19 protein-coding genes are annotated in these 18,552 nt (G+C 58.4%); 16 read left to right on the top strand and 3 right to left on the bottom strand.

The features are described 5' to 3' along the window. Nucleotides 1–6 precede the first annotated feature (6 nt). Together K7A42_RS16385 and rsmI are read right to left on the bottom strand one after the other, a co-directional pair. Entirely contained in the window at nucleotides 7–375 is a 369-nt protein-coding gene (locus K7A42_RS16385) for a YraN family protein (protein WP_004439484.1), read from the bottom strand. Beyond that, nucleotides 365–1,306 (bottom strand): 16S rRNA (cytidine(1402)-2'-O)-methyltransferase, encoded by a 942-nt coding sequence (gene rsmI / locus K7A42_RS16380; RefSeq protein WP_137069158.1) that lies wholly within the window; start codon nucleotides 1,304–1,306, stop codon nucleotides 365–367. The genes K7A42_RS16385 and rsmI overlap by 11 nt, the downstream gene beginning before the upstream one ends. Nucleotides 1,307–1,571: 265 nt before the next feature. Here rsmI and dnaN point away from each other — a divergent pair, with 265 nt between their 5' ends. The 6 genes from dnaN (at nucleotide 1,572) to K7A42_RS16350 (ending at nucleotide 6,290) form a co-directional block, all read left to right on the top strand. Next, complete coding sequence (gene dnaN / locus K7A42_RS16375) at nucleotides 1,572–2,690, top strand: DNA polymerase III subunit beta (protein ID WP_006699698.1); 1,119 nt, start codon at nucleotides 1,572–1,574, stop codon at nucleotides 2,688–2,690. Nucleotides 2,691–2,884: 194 nt separating this feature from the next. After that, nucleotides 2,885–3,478 (top strand): phospholipid N-methyltransferase PmtA, encoded by a 594-nt coding sequence (gene pmtA / locus K7A42_RS16370; protein WP_006699699.1) that lies wholly within the window; start codon nucleotides 2,885–2,887, stop codon nucleotides 3,476–3,478. Between the two features lie 94 nt (nucleotides 3,479–3,572). Beyond that, a complete protein-coding gene (locus K7A42_RS16365; protein WP_282455628.1) occupies nucleotides 3,573–4,169 on the top strand; it encodes a histidine phosphatase family protein in 597 nt (198 codons plus the stop codon). Between the two features lie 4 nt (nucleotides 4,170–4,173). Further along, nucleotides 4,174–4,881 (top strand): orotidine-5'-phosphate decarboxylase, encoded by a 708-nt coding sequence (gene pyrF / locus K7A42_RS16360; protein ID WP_004439469.1) that lies wholly within the window; start codon nucleotides 4,174–4,176, stop codon nucleotides 4,879–4,881. Between the two features lie 20 nt (nucleotides 4,882–4,901). After that, nucleotides 4,902–5,189 (top strand): DUF1330 domain-containing protein, encoded by a 288-nt coding sequence (locus tag K7A42_RS16355; RefSeq protein WP_004439466.1) that lies wholly within the window; start codon nucleotides 4,902–4,904, stop codon nucleotides 5,187–5,189. 120 nt (nucleotides 5,190–5,309) lie between these two features. Continuing rightward, the gene (locus K7A42_RS16350; RefSeq protein WP_282455561.1) at nucleotides 5,310–6,290 is read left to right on the top strand and encodes a complex I NDUFA9 subunit family protein; all 981 of its coding nucleotides are present in this window, start codon (nucleotides 5,310–5,312) and stop codon (nucleotides 6,288–6,290) included. Between the two features lie 579 nt (nucleotides 6,291–6,869). Here K7A42_RS16350 and K7A42_RS16345 read toward each other — a convergent pair. Beyond that, on the bottom strand, nucleotides 6,870–7,676 hold the full coding sequence (locus tag K7A42_RS16345) for an undecaprenyl-diphosphate phosphatase (RefSeq protein ID WP_037089424.1): 807 nt from the start codon (nucleotides 7,674–7,676) through the stop codon (nucleotides 6,870–6,872). A 158-nt stretch (nucleotides 7,677–7,834) separates the two neighbouring features. On the opposite strand from K7A42_RS16345, the gene K7A42_RS16340 reads away from it, so the two are divergent. From K7A42_RS16340 to K7A42_RS16295, 10 genes are all read left to right on the top strand, one after another. Further along, nucleotides 7,835–8,527, top strand: a complete 693-nt coding sequence (locus K7A42_RS16340) for a glutathione S-transferase family protein (protein WP_006699702.1) — start codon at nucleotides 7,835–7,837, stop codon at nucleotides 8,525–8,527. 78 nt (nucleotides 8,528–8,605) lie between these two features. After that, nucleotides 8,606–9,757, top strand: coding sequence for a tRNA epoxyqueuosine(34) reductase QueG (gene queG / locus K7A42_RS16335; protein WP_282455627.1), 1,152 nt, complete (start codon nucleotides 8,606–8,608; stop codon nucleotides 9,755–9,757). Between the two features lie 3 nt (nucleotides 9,758–9,760). Further along, nucleotides 9,761–10,633, top strand: coding sequence for an SDR family oxidoreductase (locus tag K7A42_RS16330; RefSeq protein ID WP_282455560.1), 873 nt, complete (start codon nucleotides 9,761–9,763; stop codon nucleotides 10,631–10,633). Between the two features lie 428 nt (nucleotides 10,634–11,061). After that, nucleotides 11,062–11,427, top strand: coding sequence for a septal ring lytic transglycosylase RlpA family protein (locus K7A42_RS16325; RefSeq protein WP_004439454.1), 366 nt, complete (start codon nucleotides 11,062–11,064; stop codon nucleotides 11,425–11,427). Nucleotides 11,428–11,488: 61 nt separating this feature from the next. Beyond that, nucleotides 11,489–12,778, top strand: coding sequence for an RsmB/NOP family class I SAM-dependent RNA methyltransferase (locus K7A42_RS16320; RefSeq protein ID WP_282455559.1), 1,290 nt, complete (start codon nucleotides 11,489–11,491; stop codon nucleotides 12,776–12,778). A gap of 154 nt (nucleotides 12,779–12,932) precedes the next feature. After that, entirely contained in the window at nucleotides 12,933–14,210 is a 1,278-nt protein-coding gene (locus K7A42_RS16315; protein WP_004439448.1) for an imelysin family protein, read from the top strand. A 61-nt stretch (nucleotides 14,211–14,271) separates the two neighbouring features. Further along, nucleotides 14,272–15,795 (top strand): di-heme oxidoredictase family protein, encoded by a 1,524-nt coding sequence (locus tag K7A42_RS16310; protein ID WP_282455558.1) that lies wholly within the window; start codon nucleotides 14,272–14,274, stop codon nucleotides 15,793–15,795. Next, on the top strand, nucleotides 15,795–16,916 hold the full coding sequence (locus K7A42_RS16305; protein WP_282455557.1) for an imelysin family protein: 1,122 nt from the start codon (nucleotides 15,795–15,797) through the stop codon (nucleotides 16,914–16,916). The genes K7A42_RS16310 and K7A42_RS16305 overlap by 1 nt, the downstream gene beginning before the upstream one ends. 4 nt (nucleotides 16,917–16,920) lie before the next feature. Next, nucleotides 16,921–18,015 (top strand): DUF1513 domain-containing protein, encoded by a 1,095-nt coding sequence (locus K7A42_RS16300; protein ID WP_107340013.1) that lies wholly within the window; start codon nucleotides 16,921–16,923, stop codon nucleotides 18,013–18,015. A gap of 51 nt (nucleotides 18,016–18,066) precedes the next feature. Further along, the gene (locus tag K7A42_RS16295) at nucleotides 18,067–18,519 is read left to right on the top strand and encodes a TspO/MBR family protein (RefSeq protein WP_004439437.1); all 453 of its coding nucleotides are present in this window, start codon (nucleotides 18,067–18,069) and stop codon (nucleotides 18,517–18,519) included. Nucleotides 18,520–18,552 lie beyond the last annotated feature (33 nt).

Below are 18,552 nucleotides of genomic sequence, written 5' to 3'. Positions count from 1 at the left end.
TCCCCTTCAAAAGGCATCGATAAAATGCTGCGGCAGACCTCGCGGCAGAATGGCGACGATATCGAAGCGCAGTGAAAGCCGCCCGGCATCGCCGTGGCGGGCCAGCCACAGGTCCGCAGCCGCCCGGATGCGTTGCTGCGAATGAAAGCCGACGGCATCGATCGCGCTGATGCCGGACGGCCGGGCCTTGACCTCCACAAACGCGACGACGTCCGCCTTGCGGGCGACAAGGTCAATCTCCCCCAGCCGGGTGCGATAACGAATGGCGAGAATGCGATATCCCTTCAGCAGCAGAAAAAGTGCCGCCCAATATTCCGCAGCATGACCACGCCGCTCGGCTTTTCGCCTTTTATCGTTTCGCCAGTTAGCGGCCATCCGCTTCCTTCATGTCCAGCAGCCTTTGATAAAGCTCCTTGCGCGGCAGGCCCGTCAGCTTCGCCGCTTCGCCTGCAGCCCTTGCAGCGGGCATGGTGGCGACCAGATCCTTCAGCAGTTTCTCGACATCCTCGATATCGGGAATCTCGTCATAGGAAGGCGGCTCCACCAGAAGCACGATCTCGCCCTTCACCACACGGTCACCGTCATAGTAATCCGCAAGCTCACCGAGCGTGCCGCGGCGGAATTCCTCGAACGTCTTGGTCAGCTCGCGGCAGACCACGGCACGGCGCTCACTGCCAAGCACTTCCGATGCGACCTTGATGGAAGCGCTGATGCGATGCGGTGATTCAAAAAAAATGAGGGTCGCGGGGATTTTCGCCAGTTCGGCAAAACGGTCGCGCTTACCGCGGTCCTTTACCGGCAGGAAACCAGCAAACAGGAAGGCGTCGCTTGGCATGCCCGAACCGACCAGCGCGGCTAACGGCGCCGAGGCGCCCGGCACCGGCACGACGCGATGCCCGGCCTCGAGTGCAAGCTGGCCGAGCCGGTAACCGGGATCGGAAACAAGCGGCGTTCCCGCATCCGACACCAGCGCCACGGATTTTCCTGCTTCCAGCGCCGCGATGAGCTTTGGCCCCACTTCGTTCGAATTGTGCTCGTGATACGCAAACGGACGGGTACGGATACCGTAACGCTCGAGCAGGATGCGCGTGACGCGGGTATCCTCGCAGGCGAGAACATCAGCAGAAGCCAACGTCTCCAGCGCGCGAATGGTGATGTCGCCCAGATTGCCGATGGGGGTGGCGACGAGATAAAGCGCGCACTCCAGCGGACGCGCGGGAATTGTGGCCGCCCCGATCCTGAATTCCTTCACCGCCTGTCTGGCGTCAATCTTCGATGTTTCTTCCGTCACACGGCTTCCAATCATTCTTGCCGATCATTTCCGGCCGGTCGCTCCAGTTATTCCTCTTTATGGGCAATTGAAAACCGGCGAACAAGGGCAACGGGCGGCGCCAGCCTGTGGATCATGTTGTATAGCAGCAAAATGACCCGCGGCAGACGAACTCGGCTCTTGCATTCTCCGCAATAACTCTGCCATTTTGCCCGTCCACATTATCCGGCATTTGCCGGTGAAGACTCTTCTTGCCGATCCGGCGGTGGCCGGTTCGCAACGGTTGAAAGCGGTAGTGTCCATGCGTATTACTCTTGAGCGGTCGAACCTTCTGAAATCGCTGAACCACGTCCACCGGGTCGTCGAGCGTCGCAACACGATCCCGATCCTGTCGAACGTTCTGCTGCGCGCTTCCGGCGCCAATCTTGACATGAAGGCGACCGACCTCGATCTCGAAATCACCGAAGCGACCCCGGCCATGGTGGAGCAGGCGGGCGCCACCACCGTGCCGGCACACCTGCTTTATGAAATCGTGCGCAAGCTGCCGGATGGTTCCGAGGTGCTTTTGGCGACCAATCCGGACGGTTCCTCCATGACCGTTGCGTCCGGCCGCTCGAAGTTCTCGCTGCAATGCCTGCCCGAGGCGGATTTCCCTGACCTGACCGCCGGCACCTTCAGCCACACCTTCAAGCTGAAGGCGACCGATCTGAAGATGTTGATCGACCGCACGCAATTCGCGATTTCGACGGAAGAGACACGCTATTACCTGAACGGCATCTTCTTCCACACCATCGAAAGCAATGGCGAGCTGAAGCTGCGCGCTGTCGCAACCGATGGTCACCGTCTGGCACGCGCCGATGTGGATGCGCCGTCCGGTTCCGAAGGCATGCCTGGCATCATCATTCCGCGCAAGACTGTCGGCGAATTGCAGAAGCTGATGGACAACCCCGAGCTTGAAGTCACCGTCGAAGTCTCGGATGCGAAAATCCGCCTGACCATCGGCTCGGTCGTTCTGACCTCGAAGCTGATCGATGGGACTTTCCCGGATTACCAGCGCGTGATCCCCACCGGCAACGACAAGGAAATGCGGGTCGACTGCCAGTCTTTCGCCCAGGCTGTCGATCGCGTTTCGACCATTTCGTCCGAACGTGGCCGCGCCGTGAAACTCGCCCTCACCAATGGACAGCTCACTCTTACCGTCAACAATCCCGATTCGGGCAGCGCGACGGAAGAAGTTGCCGTCGGCTATGACAATGATTCGATGGAAATCGGCTTCAACGCGAAATATCTGCTCGACATCACCTCACAGCTTTCCGGTGACGACGCGATTTTCCTTCTGGCAGATGCAGGGTCGCCGACGCTGGTTCGTGACACCGCCGGCGACGATGCCCTGTATGTTTTGATGCCGATGCGCGTGTGAGTACGCTGATTCCTTTCCATTTCAACAAAAACGCCGGTGGATCGCTCCGCCGGCGTTTTTTGATTCGATTATCGCCACCTTGGGCCCAGAGGCGAATTTTCCCAGTTACGACATTTTGCCTTGTTTTTGCGCCAAATGGGATCAACATTGCGTAACAGTTTTTTGACAATGACCAAATGCATCTGAGGGGAATTATGGCACTTAACCTGAAGCAACGCCTTGAACAGAAATTCGAGGAAGAAATCCGCTTTTTCAAGGGCATGGTCAGCCAGCCGAAAAAAGTCGGCGCCATCGTACCGACATCGGCCATCACAGCGAAAAAGATGGCGAGTGTCATCAATCCCCATTCCGGCCTCCCGGTTCTTGAACTCGGCCCAGGCACGGGTGTCATCACCAAGGCCATCCTGGCGCGCGGCATCAAGCCGGAGAATTTGACCGCCATCGAATATTCGACCGATTTCTATAATCAGCTGCTCAAAAGCTACCCCGGCGTCAACTTCGTCAATGGGGATGCCTTCGATCTTGATGCAACGCTCGGCGAACACGGGCATCAGATGTTCGACAGTGTCATTTCAGCCGTGCCCATGCTGAATTTTCCGATGGCCGCCCGCATCAAGCTTCTCGACGAATTGCTGAAGCGCGTGCCGCATGGCCGCCCCGTGGTGCAGATATCCTACGGCCCGATCTCGCCGATCGTCGCACAGCCGCATCTTTACCACATTCGTCATTTCGATTTCATCGTGCGCAATATTCCGCCGGCGCAACTGTGGACCTATACTCGGGCCTGACGTCCGGCAGATCGAGAAAATCCGTCATTTCCCGGTCGTAGCGCATGGTTAGGGTGTCGATGCCCTTTCCATGGCCTTTTGGGGACCGATTGCCGTGCATGCTCTCTACATTACCCACCCCCAGGTCAGAATAGATCCGGCTGTTCCCGTTCCTCAATGGGGGCTTTCGGAAAGAGGTGCCGAGCGGGCGCGAGAGGCAGGCCGCCTGTCTTGGGCGCTGGCATTGCGCCATATCGTTTGCAGCGCCGAGACGAAGGCGATTGAAACCGCCCGTATCCTTGCCGAGACATCCGGAGCGGAGATAGAAATCGTCGAGGAGATGCATGAAAACGACCGGTCCTCCATCGGTTTCCTGACGCCACCGGAATTCGAGAAGGCGGCGGACTGGTTCTTCGCTCACCCGCAGGAAAGTTTTCGCGGCTGGGAGCGGGCAATCGATGCGCAGGCGCGGATTGTCAATGCCGTCAGAGCTATTCTTGACCGGCACGATACACAGCGGCCTATCGCCTTTGTCGGCCATGGCGGTGTGGGCACACTTCTGAAATGCCATATAGAAGGCCGCCGCATCAGCCGCAGCGAGGACCAGCCACCCGGCGGCGGCAATCTCTTTCGCTTCTCCATCGCCGACTTTTCACTTGCAGCCGCCTCCCCCGCATGCGACTGGACGGCAATGGAAACATGGCAGGGATAAGACAATGACCGCGCGCGAAAAACTCATCGTCGGGCTCGATGTTCCGACTGTGCAGCAGGCCGAAGACATCGTTTCAAAAATCGGCGACGAGGTTCTTTTCTACAAGATCGGTTATCAGCTCGTCTTCGCCGGCGGTCTGGAATTCGCGCGCGACCTTGTCCAAAGCGGCAAGAAGGTCTTCCTCGACATGAAGCTGCTCGATATCGACAACACCGTCGCCTCCGGTGTCGAAAACATCGCCCGGATGGGCATGTCGATGCTGACGCTGCATGCATATCCCAAAGCCATGCGTGCTGCCGTCAAGGCAGCGGAAGGTTCCGGCCTCTGCCTGCTCGGTGTCACGGTGCTGACGTCGATGGATGACAGCGATCTGGCCGAAGCCGGTTACGCCGCGGATGCCCGTTCGCTGGTGCTGCGCCGCGCGGAACAGGCGCGCGAGGCGGGCATGGGCGGCATCGTCTGCTCGGCGGAAGAATCGACCGCCGTGCGCGAAATCCTCGGCCCCGATCTTGCCGTCGTTACCCCTGGCATTCGCCCCGCGGGCGCCGATCTCGGCGATCAGAAACGGGTGATGACGCCTTACGACGCCATCAAGGCTGGTTCGAGCCACCTGGTCGTCGCCCGACCGATCGTCAGGGCGGAAGATCCGAAAGCGGCGGCCCGCGCCATTCTCGATGACATGCTGCGCGCCAGCTTTCCAGCCAATCAATAATGACGACGGGAGGAGATGAAATGGCAAAGGGATATTGGATCGCCCGCGTCGATGTTCGCGACAGCGAGCGTTACAAGGACTACGTCTCAACGGCAAAACCCGCCTTCGAGCGGTTCGGTGCAAATTTCCTCGCTCGAGGCGGTGCTTTGACCGAGCTTGAGGGCAAGGCACGGGCGCGCAACGTCGTCATCGAGTTTCCTTCGGTGCAACACGCCATCGATTGCTATAATTCCCCAGAATACCAGGCAGCCGCCAAAATCCGCCAGGAAGTCGCGGATGCGGAAATGGTGATCGTCGAGGGAATTTGACCGTCGTCAACCCTATGTCCCAAACCCGCCTCTTCCCGGCGAGAACATCTCTTCCCGTGCGCGCGGCTTTGGGCTAAGAGACTGAAAAACGCTTTATCGACAGCTTCTGAGGAGCCTCCCATGACCTTGGCCAACCTTCCACCCCTCGTCACCGTATTCGGCGGTTCGGGTTTTGTCGGGCGGCATGTGGTGAGACTGCTCGCCAAGCGCGGTTATCGCATTCGTGTCGCCGTGCGCCGACCCGATCTCGCCGGCTTTTTGCAGCCGCTTGGCAATGTCGGCCAGATTTCCTTTGCGCAGGCCAACCTGCGTTACCGCGATTCCATCGTCAAAGCCGTGGAAGATGCGGATCATGTGGTCAATTGCGTCGGCATCCTGACCGAAAGTGGCCGCAACACCTTTGACGCCGTGCAGGAATTCGGCGCGAAAGCCATCGCCGAGGCCGCCCGCGATGCCGGCGCCACGCTGACGCATATTTCCGCCATCGGCGCGGAAGCCAGTTCGCCCACGGGTTACGGCCGCACCAAGGGCCGCGCCGAAGCTGCTATCCATTCCGTTCTGCCCGCCGCCGTTATCCTGCGTCCTTCGATCATTTTCGGACCGGAAGATGATTTCTTCAACAAGTTCGCGAAGATGGCCCGCGGCATGCCCTTCCTGCCGTTGATCGGTGGCGGAAAAACCAGGTTCCAGCCGGTTTATGTCGAGGATGTCGCGGAGGCCGTCGCCCGTAGCGTTGACGGCAAGCTGAAACCCGGCGCCATCCATGAGCTCGGCGGCCAGGATGTGATGACGTTCCGCGACTGTCTTGAGGCCGTTCTTGCCGCCACCTATCGCGAACGTCCGTTCGTCAATCTGCCTTTCGGCGTCGCCTCAATGATCGGCAAGGTTGCTTCGATGGTGCCGCTGATCACGCCACCGCTGACATCCGATCAGGTGACCATGCTGAAAAAAGACAACGTCGTTTCCGCTGAGGCGGAAAAAAACGGCCTGACGCTGGAAGGCATCGGCATTACGCCCGTTCGTGTTGCGTCTGTTCTGCCGTCCTACATGGTGCAATATCGCCCGCACGGCCAGTTCTCGAATGCGGGCAAGGCGGCCTGAGTTCTGCCGCCATGCAGCACCTACTTGAAAGGCGGGACTTGTTCCCGCTTTTTTTGTGCATTCTTCATCGCAACCAAACCGCTTTCGGTGCATTTCTCCTTCGATAACGGGAAGGAGACGACATCAATATCGGAGCGGGCGAGCCGCTGGAAAAGGTTAACGGCGGAAAGGTCTCCGCAGGCAAGCGTGGCACAAGCGCAACTGTGGAAAAGACTTCGCATTAACCCGGTATTCAACAAGCTGCTTTATTGATATTCGCCACATTCCAAACATATCCCGAACCCTCAATTCACACACGGCGGCACGATCCGCGCGAACGAACGTCTGAAAGGCAATCATAAAATGGGCAGATCTATCGCACTCTTTTTTGCGTGTGCGGCTTTGGTGGTTCTGGCGGGTTCATTCATGGCACCGGGCACGGTTGCAGCGGGCAAGAGCGGTTGTGCTCCGGCTTATGGCGTGGACCCCTGCGCGACGGCTTCGATCAGCACCAACTGACCAGCCTTTAGAAGTTTTAAAAAAAAGCGCCGCCGGTTTTCCGGGGCGCTTTTTCTTTTTCAGACCATATAAATCAAAGCCTCAGCCCAAGACCAGAAGCGCGATAAGTCCCAGAGACCCGATGGCGATGCGCCACCAGGCGAAGGGCGCGAAGCCCCGTCGCGAGACGAAATCCAGGAGCGAGCGAACGACAAATAGACCCGAGACGAAAGCGGCGATGAAGCCGACGGCGATCAGAGCGCCGTCATCGAAACTCAGGGCATCGCGGTTCTTGTAAAGATCGAGCGTAAACGCGCCGAGCATGGTCGGCATCGCCAGGAAGAACGAAAATTCGGCGGCGGAGCGCTTGTCCGTGCCCATCAGCAACGAGCCGACGATCGTGGCACCGGAACGCGATGTGCCGGGAATCATCGCGAGGCACTGGAAGAGGCCGATCTTGAATGCAAGCGATGGCGGATAATCCATGATGTCGGTATATTTCGGGTTCAGCGGCATGCGGTCGACGGCAAGCAAAATGACCCCGCCGATGATCAGCACCACGCAGATGAGCATGGGCGTTTCAAACAGCACGGTCTTGATGAAGTCATGCGCCAAGGCGCCGATGATGGCCGCCGGCAGGAAGGCGAGAGCGACGGCCAGCACGAAGCGGCGCGCTTTCGCGCTTGTCGGCAGAGCGAGCGCTATCGATACAAGCTTTTGGAAATAAACAAGAAGTATCGCAAGGATCGCACCGAGCTGGATGAGAACCGCAAAGGTGTTGCCGGGTGATTTGAAGCCGAGGAAGTGCCCGGCCAGCAGCACATGCGCCGTTGAGGAAACGGGAATGAACTCCGTCAGACCCTCGATGATACCCAGCAGAAGCGCGCTGATGATCGATTGGTCACCCATGGGGAATCCTTCTTTTCAGGGGGAAGTGGCAATGGACGGCAATTGCGTTAAACTTGTTTTAAAGTAGCCAAGCTCTTATAGCGTCTTGATGAAGCGAAACTGAAAAAGTTTTCCGGCAGATGCCGATCATGACAACCAATCGTAAAAATTGAGTACCGATGCCAACTCTCTATCACTCTCCGATGTCGACCGCATCCCGGTTCGTTCGTCTGATCCTTGCGGAATACGGGTTCCAGACCGATCTCGTGGAGGAGCAACCGTGGGAAAGACGGCGGGAGTTTCTGGCGCTCAATCCGGCCGGCACCCTGCCGGTCTATCTCGACGACAATATGCGCTCCCTCAGCGGGCCTTACGTGCTTGCGGAATTTCTCGATGAAACCCATGGGGTTTTGAAGCGTGACAGGCGTCTTCTGGCGGAAGACCCGTTTCAGCGGGCGGAAATTCGCCGCCTGACGGAATGGTTTCTGCAGAAGATGGAAAATGACGTGACCCGGCCGCTGGTACGGGAGCGTGTTTACAAATTGCAGATGACGACCGCGCAAGGCGGCGGCCCGCCGGATTCCAAATTGCTGCGCACAGCCCGCAACAATATCCGCCAGCATATAAAGTATCTGGAATGGCTGGCCGGTTCGCGCACATGGCTGGCGGGTGATCGGCTGAGCTATGCCGATCTTGCCGCCGCAGCCGCGGTTTCGGTTCTGGATTATCTCGGCGAGATCAACTGGCTCGAGGCGCCCATCGCCAAGGAATGGTACCAGCGGGTGAAATCCCGTCCGTCCTTCCGGCCGTTCCTGAGCGAGCGTATTCCGCGCCTCGCCCCCTCCTCCCATTATGCCGATCTGGACTTTTAAGTTCAGCCTTTCGGTTATTTGCTGCGGCCCGGGACTGCGCCTATATATGACGCGCAACAACCCGCAGGAGAGACTACCATCGACGTTGCCGACGAGAAGCAGCGGATACGCGCGCGCAAACTGACGGATTTCATTCGTCAGGAAGCCCTTTCGCTTGGCTTCGATCTATGTCGCGTCACAGCGCCGGACAGCATTCCGCTCGCACCGGAACGGCTGAGAGAATTTCTCGGCAAAGGTTATCACGGCACGATGGCGTGGATGGAAGAAACCGAGGCCCGGCGGGCGGAGCCGAAAACGCTGTGGAGCGATGTACGCTCCATCGTCATGTTCGGCCTCAATTATGGTCCCGACGAAGACCCACGCAATCTACTCTCGAAACCGGACAAGGCAGCCATTTCGGTCTATGCCCGCAATCGCGATTACCACGACGTCATCAAGGGGCGGCTGAAGGAAATCGCCACGCGCTTTGCCGCACGCGCCGGCGAGGATGTGAAGGTCTTCGTCGACACCGCCCCGGTGATGGAAAAACCGCTCGCCGCCGCCGCCGGTCTCGGCTGGCAGGGCAAACACACGAACCTCGTCAGCCGCAGCCATGGTTCCTGGCTGTTCCTCGGCAGCATGTTCACCACCGCTGATCTCTGTCTCGATGAGGCGGAGAAGGATCATTGCGGCTCCTGCCGGGCCTGTCTTGATGCCTGTCCAACGGCGGCCTTTCCCGCCCCCTATCAACTCGACGCCCGTCGCTGCATCTCCTATCTCACCATCGAACACAAGGGGCCAATTCCGCATGAGTTCCGGCCGATGATGGGCAATCGCATCTACGGCTGTGACGATTGCCTCGCCGCCTGCCCATGGAACAAGTTCGCGGCCAGCGCCTCGGAAATGAAATTGCAGGCGCGCGAGGATCTGAAAGAACCGTCCATCGATTTCCTCCTGACATTGGATGATGCTGCCTTCCGCAGCTTTTTCAGTGGCTCTCCCGTCAAACGCATCGGCCGTAGCCGATTTATCCGCAATGTGCTGATTGCGGCCGGCAACTCCGGAAACCGGCAGTTCGTGGAACGATGCAAGGCTCTTGCCGAAATGGACCCTTCGCCGGAGGTACGCGGCATGGCCGCGTGGGCTTTATCGCGGCTTATGGACAGGCAGGAATTCCGTACATACTCTGCCACGCGCGCACCGGAGACTGATCCGGAGGCGGAAATGGAATGGCAATTGGCAGAGGCGTGAACCATGCATGTGATGATTTTTGGCGCGGGTTATTCGGGGAAAGCCATTGCCAACGCGCTGAAATCCCAAGCAGCAGGGATCTCCGGCACCACGCGCAGTCAGGACAAATTCTCTGGCCTCGCCAGCGCACACATGACGCCCTTGCTCTTTGACGGCGTCCAGCTCAATGATGAGCTCGTCGCTGCGATGGGCAATGTCACGCATCTCATACAATCCGTCGCGCCGGGCAAGGATGGCGATCCTCTGCTTCCGCTTCTGGGCGGCGACTTGAAAAAGCTCCTGCCCAATCTGGCATGGATCGCTTATCTTTCTACCGTGGGTGTTTATGGCGACCACGGCGGCGCTTGGGTGGACGAGACAACACCCTGCCGCCCCGTTTCCCCACGTTCTGTTGAGCGGGTAGCGGCTGAGGCCGCATGGACTGAAGCGGCCCGCGACGCCGACGCGCCGCTTTCCATCCTGCGTCTATCCGGAATTTATGGCCCGGGGCGCAATGCTTTCATGAATTTCGAGAAGGGAACGGCGCGGCGGCTGGTGAAGAAGGACCAGGTATTCAATCGCATCCGCGTGGAGGATATCGGCGCGGCGGTTGCCTTCCTGGCACAAAAACACGAAGGCGGCATCTTCAACGTGACCGATGATGAACCCTGCCCCCCGCAGGATGTGGTAAGCTTCGCCGCAGCGCTGATGGGAGTGGAACCACCACCCGAACAGGCCTTTGAAACTGCCGATCTAACACCGATGGCGCGCTCTTTTTATGGCGAGAACAAGCGCGTTTCCAACGCCAGAATTCGCGATCTGGGCTTCGATTTTCGCTTCCCGGAGTACAGGGTCTCGCTTCGACAATTATGGGAAAACGGCCTCTGGCGATGCTGAAAAATGCCATCTCCAAAAGCGATGAAAAATCCTTCCAATCCCGCTTTTGCGGATGGTTTTCGTCTTATTTCAGCCAATTAGGATTTTATTAACCAAGCCGAAATGACTAAAATCGTAGTCATTAGAAAAATATTTCACTCACATTTCGTGAAGTGGATTCACGAAGCCGTGACTTGCAACAGCATTTCCATTGAGCATTGATTCTGCGTTATTTTTTCCGCTTCTTCAAACGGGCGCGGCAATGGCAGCTTCCGGCCGATGATCACGAATGTTACAGTCTGTAACAGTTCGTGATTTGAGATCAGCTTTTTTTCGCCATTTTTCCCTCGCCCTACAATCTCGCATCAAAAGGCGTTCAGGCCAGTTCATGGCCGTTTAGCAAGGGCACAATCAATCGGCGCGGGGCCGATTTTCAGGGAAGCACTGTTTTGAATATCCGTCGTATAACTTTCACCGCTGCAACTATCGCCGCCTGTTCCATCATCGCGCCTCTTCAGGCGAATGCGGCAAATGGTTGTGGAGGCGCATCGTGGTATGCGTTGACCTCCAAGACTGCTTCTGGCGAGCGTATGAACGCCGCCAACCTGACCGCCGCTCACCGCTCCCTGCGGTTCGGCACCAAGGTCAAGGTTACCAACGCGCGCAACGGCAAGGCCGTTGTCGTTCGCATCAATGACCGCGGGCCATTTATCAAGGGTCGCGTTCTCGATCTTTCCAAGGCTGCGGCCAAAAACATCGGCATGATCAACTCCGGCACTGCCAAGGTCTGCTACGAGGTCGTCAAAGCCGATTGAGCCTTGCCCTCGCCGCCATTCGCGTCTACCAACCGGACTTATCAGGAAAACGAGGTAGACAATGCGATTAGGCGGGCGTTTGGCCGGAGCAATCGAAGTATTGGCGGATATTGAGGGACGCAGACGTCCCGTCGCCGATGCTCTGAAGGACTGGGGCCTTGCCCATCGTTTCGCCGGGTCGGGCGACAGGGCCGCGATCGGCAACATCGTCTATGATGCGTTGCGCATGAAACTGTCGCACGCCTGGCTGATGGATGACGACAGCGCCACCTCACTCGGCTACGCTGTTCTGTTGCGTCAATGGGGCAAGAGCTTCACGGAACTGGCAGCGGAATTCGATGGTGACAAATTCGCGCCTGCCGCACCGGACGCTGAAAGACAGCAGGCATTTCTCTCCCGTTCCCTTGCCGAGGCGCCGGCCCATGTTCAGGGCGACATTCCCGATTGGGTGCAATCTTCCTTCGAGACCGCATTCGGGGAGCGCTGGCTGACTGAGGCTCAGGCGCTCAATGAGCGCCCTACTCTCGATCTGCGTGCCAACACCTTGAAGGCGACCCGTGAAAAGGTTTTGAAGGTTCTTGAGGAAAGCGGCGCGGAGGCCACGCACATCGCCCGTCAGGGTGTTCGCATTGCCGCAGGCGAAGGCCCATCCCGCCTGCCGAACGTCACCGCCGAACTCTCCTTTCAGAAGGGCTGGTTCGAAGTGCAGGACGAGGGGTCGCAGATCGTCGCCGATCTCGCCGGCGCGCATGAGGGTGATCAGATCCTCGATTATTGCGCAGGCGGCGGCGGCAAGACGCTGGCCATGGCTGCCAGCATGAACAACAAGGGTCAGGTCCACGCCTTCGACGCCGACCGCAAGCGCCTCGCGCCGATCATCGAACGGCTGAAGCGGGCTGGCACGCGTAATGTGCAGGTTCATGACCGTCCATCGGGCCTCACGCCGTTTCAGGAAAAATTCGACCGCGTTCTCGTCGATGCCCCCTGCACCGGAACCGGAACATGGCGGCGGCGCCCCGACACCAAATGGCGGCTGACCGCGCGCAATCTGGAAGAGCGCGTGCAACAGCAGGGCGAGGCACTTTCGCAGGCCAAGGGATTCGTGCGCCCGGGCGGAGAGCTGCTCTATGTAACCTGTTCGGTGCTTCCCGAAGAAAACGAACAGCAGGTCCGTCGTTTCTGCGAGCAAAATCCAGATTTTGCCATTGGTTCGGCGTTGGAGCGGTGGCAAACGACTTTCGGCAGCAATGCCAGCAAACCACATTCTTCCGACGGCAAGACAGTGACGCTCACGCCTGCAACCACAGATACGGACGGTTTCTTCTTCTGCCTGATGAAACGCAGAGCATAAAAGCATTTTGCATCCAGGGATTTTACCTGGGAAATACAGCACGGGCTTGTTTCAAAGCATTCTAAACTAGAATGTTTGACACAAGTTTGTGATTGGGTCAGAACTCGCTTGCCGCAGCGTGAAGTTATTTCATGCCTGCTCAAGGAGAGGGATCATGATCCGCAAAACCATTCTCAGCGCTTCTTTCGCGCTTCTTGCCGCATCGGCGGCTTTCATCGCGGTTCCTGCAAAGGCTGCCACCGACGCGGCCGCTGTTGTCAAGCACTATGCTGATGTCGCACATGCGAAATACGAGGATTCGCTGATCACAGCGAAGGCGCTGGATAAGGCCGTCGACGCATTGATCGCCACACCGAGCGAAGAATCGCTAAAGGCCGCGCGGGAAGCCTGGATCAAGGCACGTGTTCCCTATCAACAGTCGGAAGTCTATCGTTTCGGCAACCCGATCGTTGACGATTGGGAAGGCAAGGTGAACGCCTGGCCGCTGGACGAAGGCCTGATCGACTACGTCGACGGTGCCTATGGTACGGAAAGCGACGAAAACGAGCTTTATGTTGCGAATATCATCGCCAACCCGAAGATCAAGATCAGTGGTGAAGAGGTCGACGCCTCCAAGATCACCCCGGAACTCATCGAAAGCCTGCACGAGGCGGGCGATGTCGAAGCCAATGTGACGACCGGTTACCACGCCATCGAATTCCTGCTCTGGGGCCAGGATCTGAACGGCACCGGGCCGGGCGCAGGCAACCGCCCTTACACCGATTACGACAAGGCGAAATGCACGAACGGCAATTGCGATCGCCGTGCCGATTATCTGAAATCCGCCTCCACCCTGCTGATCAAGGATCTGCAGGAGATGGTCGACGCCTGGGCGCCGGAAGGCGAAGCAACCAAAACGCTGGAAGGCGATCCGAAGGCAGGCCTCACCGCCATTCTCACCGGCATGGGCTCGCTCTCCTATGGTGAATTGGCCGGCGAACGCATGAAACTTGGCCTTTTGCTGCACGATCCGGAAGAGGAGCATGATTGCTTCTCCGACAATACCTATAATTCGCATCTCAACGACGCGATCGGCATCGCCTCGGCCTATACCGGCGACTATACCCGTGTGGACGGAACGAAGATGACTGGCGCGTCGCTCTCGGAACTGGTCGGCGCCAAAGACAAGGCGTTGAACGACGAGATGCTGGCGAAGCTGGACAAGACGCTCAATGCCATGCACGCGATGGAAAAGCGCGCTCAGACGGTTGAGGCCTACGATCAGATGATTGGCGAGGGCAACAAGGAAGGCAACGCCGTGGTTCAGGCCGCCATCGATGGCCTCCTCGACCAGACGAAGTCGGTCGAACGCGTCATTGCAGCGCTCGATCTCGGCAAGATCGACCTCGAAGGATCCGACAGCCTCGATAATCCGAACGCCGTTTTCAAATAAACGGCAAGAACGGGCCGCAGGGAGACTGCGGCCTGTTCCTCCCCGCACGCGTTTGACTTTCATGGAAATGTCTCTGTCGCCGATCCGTAGGCCGTTCTTATTCGCCGGGGCAGCCTGTCTTTTGGCGACGGCGACGCTTGCCGCATCCTTGCGTGACGATCTGACGGAAAATGACAGAAACCGCGTTCTTGCCGTAACCGCTCCGGCGATCGATTTTACCGACCCGGAGCCTTTCGAGGCCATGTCTGGCGGGGCGTCGACCAATACCAACAGAACTGACAGCAACGCGTTTTCCCATCCGTCAGCCACCATGCCCCCGAAGCGGAGGCAGGATTTTAAGCTCGGCAACGCGCTGTTTCAGAAATTGTGGGTCTCTTCTCCTTCTTCCACGCAGGCTTCAGACGGTTTGGGGCCGCTCTTCAACGCCCGATCCTGCCAGACGTGCCATGTGAAGGATGGCAGGGGCCGTCCGCCTCTTGCCGGCGAAGACGCCGTCTCCCTGTTTCTACGGCTGGCAAGGCCGGCTCGAGACGAGGCGGAACGGACGGCGATCGCGCGCCATGAAGTGTTGAACTTTCCTGACGCCACTTATGGACGTCAGCTTCAGAATCTTGCCATTCCCGGCCTTGAGGCCGAGGGCAAGGCTGTCATCACCTATACGGAAAAGCGGGTGTCCCTGGCGGATGGCGAGATGGTGACGTTGCGCCAGCCTGATTATGCCGTGGCAGAGTTGAAATATGGCCCGCTCGGCGCCGATACTTCGCTGTCAGCACGCATTGCCATGCCGACCCTTGGGCTTGGCTTGATAGAAGCTATCAGCGACACCGATATTCTGGCCAACGCCGATCCGGACGACAAGAATGGGGACGGCATTCAAGGGCGTCCCGCTTGGGTCAAGGATCATCGCACCGGCGAAACGAAAATCGGGAGGTTTGGTTGGAAAGCTCAGAACGCGAGCGTACGCGACCAGAGCGCAAGCGCTTTCTCCCACGATATCGGCATCTCCACACCGGATGCGCCGAATGCCTATGGCGACTGTACCGACAGGCAGAAAAAATGTCTCGCCATGCCAACGGGCGTGCAACCGCGGCTCGGGCCAGTGGAGGCGCCGGATCAGGTTCTCGATCTCGTGACCTTCTACACTGAAAACCTCGCCGTGCCGCAACGGCGTGATGTCGGTGAGCCGATGGTGCTGCGGGGCAAGCAACTCTTTTACGCCTCGGGCTGCACGGCCTGCCACACCCCAAAATTCGTCACCCGACGCGATGCCGCCGATCCGATGCATGCGTTTCAGCTTATCTGGCCCTATTCCGATTTTCTGCTGCATGACATGGGGAAGGAGCTTGCCGATGGCCAACAGGTGGGCGAAGCAAGCGGACGACACTGGCGGACCCAGCCTCTCTGGGGCATAGGTCTGACAGAACGCGTGAATGGCAATGGTTTTTACCTACATGACGGGCGCGCACGCAGCGTGACGGAAGCGATATTATGGCATGGCGGCGAAGGGCAGAAAGCGCGCGACGCCTTTGCCGTCTTGAAAAAATCCGACCGGCAGGCTTTGCTGGCCTTTCTGGAGTCTCTTTAATGAAAAAAGCCATGCGAAAAATCTCCGGCCTCATATCCATGCTGATGCTTTTGACCACACAGCCGGCCATGGCCCAGGATGTGGAACTGATGCCGCCGCCACCGCTCAACCCCGCACAGGTGCGCGGCGTCATGGAAAAGGCAGTGAACGGCTTCATCCGACCCGGCTACGACCACTTCCGACGCTCGGCAGAGACGCTGGAGGACAGCATGAAGGCTTTCTGCGCGGCGCCTTCTGCTACGACGGAGAAGACGGCGAAGGACGCGTTTGCCGATACCGTCTCAAGCTGGTCGACCATCGAGATCGTGCGTGTCGGCCCTGTCATCGAACAGAACCGTTTCGAGCGCGTCCTTTATTATCCCGACAAGAAGGGGCTCGGGCTGAAACAGGTTCAGCGTTACCTTTCCGACAAGGATGAAAGCGTTACAACCGCCGAAGGCCTGAGTGGCAAGAGCGTTGCCGCACAGGGGCTGGGCGCCCTGGAATTCATTCTCTACGGCACCGGCGCGAACGAACTTCTTGATAAGAAGGGCGATTTCCGCTGCCGTTTCGGAGCCGCCATTGCCGGCAATATCGCCGATGTCGCGGCAGAGCTTTCCGATAGCTGGAACGCGGCCGATGGCGCACAGAAAAACTGGACGCAGCCGGGGCCTGATAACCCCGTCTTCCGCGACGAACGAGAGGCGCTGGTTGCCCTGCTCGGCATTCTGGTGCACGGCGCCGAGGCGATCCGCGACCAGCGGATCGAGACCTTTTACAAGGGGCCGGACAAGGCGACGTTTCCCCGCACCGCCATTTACTGGCGGTCTGGCCTCACATGGAGAAGCATCTCCGCAAACATCAAGGCCATTCAGACACTGCTGCATACCGCCGATATGGCCGAACTCGTCCCCCCCGACCAACGCTCCATCGTAAATTCCATCGACTTCATCGCCAAATCGATGATCCGCGTGGCCGGGACGATCGATGCAGATGTGCAAAAGGCGCTGGATCAGGACGATCAGCGCGCGAAGGTGGATTATCTTCTGCTGAACGGCAAAGACCTTATCTACCGGTTAAACGATCAATATGGCGGCGCGATTGGCCTCAGTTCCGGCTTCTCTTTCGCCGATGGGGATTGAGCCGATGATCTCCGGCACCAGGCGGACACTGATAGATCGGCGCAGCTTCATCAAAGCGGCGGGAGTTTCCTTCCTCACCGCCTTGGCTCCCCGTTCACTTTATGCGCTTGAGCGGACAGATGCGGTCTTTGCGTCTGCCTTCCGCGCCCGTGACGGGTCCTACGGCATTGCGACGGTGAGCGAGCGCGGCGAGATCATCGACCGCGTCACGCTTCCTGCCCGTGCCCATGGAATGGCGACGAGCCACGCGACCGGCGTAACCGTGGCCTTTGCCCGCCGGCCGGGGACATTCTTTATGGCCTTCGACCCCGGGGGGCATCGCGAACCGATCGTGATGCACACGCCGGAAAACCGCCATTTCTACGGTCATGGACAGTTTTCGCCAGATGGGTCGATCCTCTATGCCAGCGAAAACGACTTCGACGGCAATCGTGGCGTTATCGGGCTCTATGACGCCAGAAACGGCTTCATACGCATCGGCGAATATGACGCGCATGGCGTCGGCACGCATGACATGACGGTGAGCGACGACGGGCGAACGATCATCATCGCAAATGGTGGTATCGAAACCCATCCGGATTTCGGCCGCACCAAGCTCAACGTCGACAGGATGCAACCTTCTCTCGTGCTGCTGGACGCAGCAACCGGCCATTTGATTCAGAAACACGCGATGCCGAACGGACTGCGGCAGCTATCCACACGTCATGTCGATATCGGGGATGACGGACGCATCTGGTTCGCCTGCCAGTATGAAGGACCGCGCAACGATCTTCCGCCACTTGTCGGCCATTTCTCTAGGGGTGAGGAAGTAACCTTTGTGGATCTACCGGAAGAAACAACGGTCCGCCTTGCCAATTATGTGGGTGCCATCGCCGTCAACCGACGCGATCAGCTGGTTGGCCTGACCTCGCCCAACGGCAACGCCGCCGTGACGCTGGATGCAAAAACCGGGCGCGTGGTTTCCGAGACGACAGTGCGGGACGCGGCAGGTGTTGCGCCCGCCTTAAGAGGCATCGCGGTTTCGTCCTATCAGGGGTTTTTCGGAACCCGGCGCAGCGATGTGGCATGGGACCAGCACATCGTGCGGCTATCCAGCTAAAATATTGAAAAAACAGGGGAACAAAAGCCCAGCCGGCGCATTGGACCGATTATGAGAAATCTTGCGATCTATATTGTCTTTGTGGTTGTCGTTGTTGCCGTAGGGGCGTTGATCGGCGTCAACAATGTACCCGGCGAATGGTATCAATCGCTGCAGAAGCCTTTCTTCAATCCGCCCAACTGGATTTTCGGGCCTGTCTGGACCGCGCTTTACGTGCTGATCGGCGTTGCTGGCGCGCGGACATGGATTCGCAGGCCGATGGGAACGCGCATGCGGCTCTGGTTCACCCAGATGGTACTGAACTTTCTGTGGTCGCCGATCTTTTTCGGCATGCAAAGTCCGGCTGGCGCATTGATTGTCATCATCCCGATGCTGATCAGCATCGTCGCCTTTATAGCGCTTTCCTATCGTCGTGACCGCATATCAATGTGGCTTTTCGTACCCTATGCCGTATGGGTCGCCTTTGCGACGGTGCTCAACGCAAGCATCGGCATGCTTAACTAAAGTGCTTGCGCATTTCCAAAGGAAAAGCGCGCT

This window comes from Agrobacterium sp. InxBP2 (assembly GCF_026191755.1).
Taxonomy (GTDB): Bacteria; Pseudomonadota; Alphaproteobacteria; order Rhizobiales; family Rhizobiaceae; genus Agrobacterium; species Agrobacterium pusense.
Note: the sequence above shows the minus strand (reverse complement) of the source record. Positions and strands in the feature narration are given on the sequence as shown.

Coding starts and splice junctions, on each gene's coding strand:
- K7A42_RS16340 (WP_006699702.1), top strand. CDS start 7,835: ATGCCAACTCTCTATCACTCTCCGATGTCGACCGCATCCCGGTTCGTT.
- pmtA (WP_006699699.1), top strand. CDS start 2,885: ATGGCACTTAACCTGAAGCAACGCCTTGAACAGAAATTCGAGGAAGAA.
- dnaN (WP_006699698.1), top strand. CDS start 1,572: ATGCGTATTACTCTTGAGCGGTCGAACCTTCTGAAATCGCTGAACCAC.
- K7A42_RS16300 (WP_107340013.1), top strand. CDS start 16,921: ATGATCTCCGGCACCAGGCGGACACTGATAGATCGGCGCAGCTTCATC.
- K7A42_RS16330 (WP_282455560.1), top strand. CDS start 9,761: ATGCATGTGATGATTTTTGGCGCGGGTTATTCGGGGAAAGCCATTGCC.
- K7A42_RS16315 (WP_004439448.1), top strand. CDS start 12,933: ATGATCCGCAAAACCATTCTCAGCGCTTCTTTCGCGCTTCTTGCCGCA.
- K7A42_RS16350 (WP_282455561.1), top strand. CDS start 5,310: ATGACCTTGGCCAACCTTCCACCCCTCGTCACCGTATTCGGCGGTTCG.
- K7A42_RS16295 (WP_004439437.1), top strand. CDS start 18,067: ATGAGAAATCTTGCGATCTATATTGTCTTTGTGGTTGTCGTTGTTGCC.
- K7A42_RS16385 (WP_004439484.1), bottom strand. CDS start 375: ATGGCCGCTAACTGGCGAAACGATAAAAGGCGAAAAGCCGAGCGGCGT.
- K7A42_RS16345 (WP_037089424.1), bottom strand. CDS start 7,676: ATGGGTGACCAATCGATCATCAGCGCGCTTCTGCTGGGTATCATCGAG.
- pyrF (WP_004439469.1), top strand. CDS start 4,174: ATGACCGCGCGCGAAAAACTCATCGTCGGGCTCGATGTTCCGACTGTG.
- K7A42_RS16310 (WP_282455558.1), top strand. CDS start 14,272: ATGGAAATGTCTCTGTCGCCGATCCGTAGGCCGTTCTTATTCGCCGGG.
- rsmI (WP_137069158.1), bottom strand. CDS start 1,306: ATGATTGGAAGCCGTGTGACGGAAGAAACATCGAAGATTGACGCCAGA.
- K7A42_RS16320 (WP_282455559.1), top strand. CDS start 11,489: ATGCGATTAGGCGGGCGTTTGGCCGGAGCAATCGAAGTATTGGCGGAT.
- K7A42_RS16305 (WP_282455557.1), top strand. CDS start 15,795: ATGAAAAAAGCCATGCGAAAAATCTCCGGCCTCATATCCATGCTGATG.
- K7A42_RS16355 (WP_004439466.1), top strand. CDS start 4,902: ATGGCAAAGGGATATTGGATCGCCCGCGTCGATGTTCGCGACAGCGAG.